Below are 1,102 nucleotides of genomic sequence, written 5' to 3' on the forward strand. Positions count from 1 at the left end.
CCCTCTGTCTTGCCGCTTGAGACCGGCTTCGCTACACCGGACGACAGATCGCAATCCGGAGCACCCGCCATGGCCGAAGCCTACGATCCCGGCAACATCTTTGCGAAAATCCTGCGCGGCGAGATCCCCTCGCATCGCATCTATGAGGACGATACGGTCGTCGCCTTCATGGACGTGATGCCGCAAGGGGTCGGCCACACGCTAGTGCTGCCGAAGGCGCCGTCGCGCAATATTCTCGACGCCGATCCGGCAACGTTCGGTCCGCTGTTTGCCGTTGTGCAGAAAGTGGCGGTAGCGGTGAAAAAGGCTTTCGACGCCGACGGCGTCACGCTGATGCAGTTCAACGAGCCGGCCTCCGGGCAGACAGTCTACCACCTTCATGTCCATGTCATCCCGCGCTTCGAGGGCGTGCCGCTCAAGCCGCATTCCGGGCAGATGGAGAAGCCGGAGGTGCTGGCCGAGAACGCCGGCAAGATCCGGGCGGCGCTTGGCGGCTGATCCTGCGGCGGGTTCAGGCGGCCCGCATTTGCGCCAGTCTCTGGAAGGCTGTCGGCTCCGGTCCTGCGATGAGCCGCTGCCGGATCGCCTCGGCGCACGCTTCCGGGCCTAGCTGCGAGGTATCGATTTCCAGGTCGTAGATGCCGGGCCTGTGGACCTCTTCCTGCCACAGGCGCACGGGCCAAGGCATCGGATCCTCGTCCGATCCGGCCACGTAAATTCCGTCCGCCGCGCCGGCGGCGCGCCTTTGCAGGATCGCCTCGATCGGGCAGCGGACGCCGACGAACAGGACCGGCAGGCCGGCCAGGCGCTTGGCGCAGTCGGGAAGGACGTTGAGCGACCTCGAATAGGCATCGTGGTGCCCGACATCGGTGACGACATTCAGCCCCTGGCGACTGTGCGCCACGATGGAGTCGTAAAGCGCGGCGTAAAGGCGCGGCACGAAAACCTCGAGGTCGGGGCGTTCGCCGCCGGGGCGCAGGCCGATGCCCGGACGCAATCGCGGCGGAGTGATTTGCGCATAGGCGTCGACGCCGAGATTGACCCAAACGCCATCGAGCATCTCCTGAATGGCGGCGGCAATGCTCGACTTTCCGGATCGCGG

General features: G+C 65.7%; 2 protein-coding genes. One reads left to right on the forward strand and one right to left on the reverse strand.

Annotated features, from left to right (window positions below):
• Window positions 1–69 precede the first annotated feature (69 nt).
• Window positions 70–498, forward strand: a complete 429-nt coding sequence (locus EOA29_RS37405; RefSeq protein WP_126093871.1) for an HIT family protein — start codon at window positions 70–72, stop codon at window positions 496–498.
• Between the two features lie 13 nt (window positions 499–511).
• On the opposite strand, the gene EOA29_RS37410 is transcribed toward EOA29_RS37405, so the two are convergent.
• Window positions 512–1,102, reverse strand: a 591-nt coding sequence (locus EOA29_RS37410) for a chloramphenicol phosphotransferase (protein WP_127222455.1), incomplete at its 5' end; no start/stop codon positions are given.

It is taken from the genome of Mesorhizobium sp. M1E.F.Ca.ET.063.01.1.1 (genome assembly GCF_003998155.1).
Lineage (GTDB): Bacteria > Pseudomonadota > Alphaproteobacteria > Rhizobiales > Rhizobiaceae > Mesorhizobium.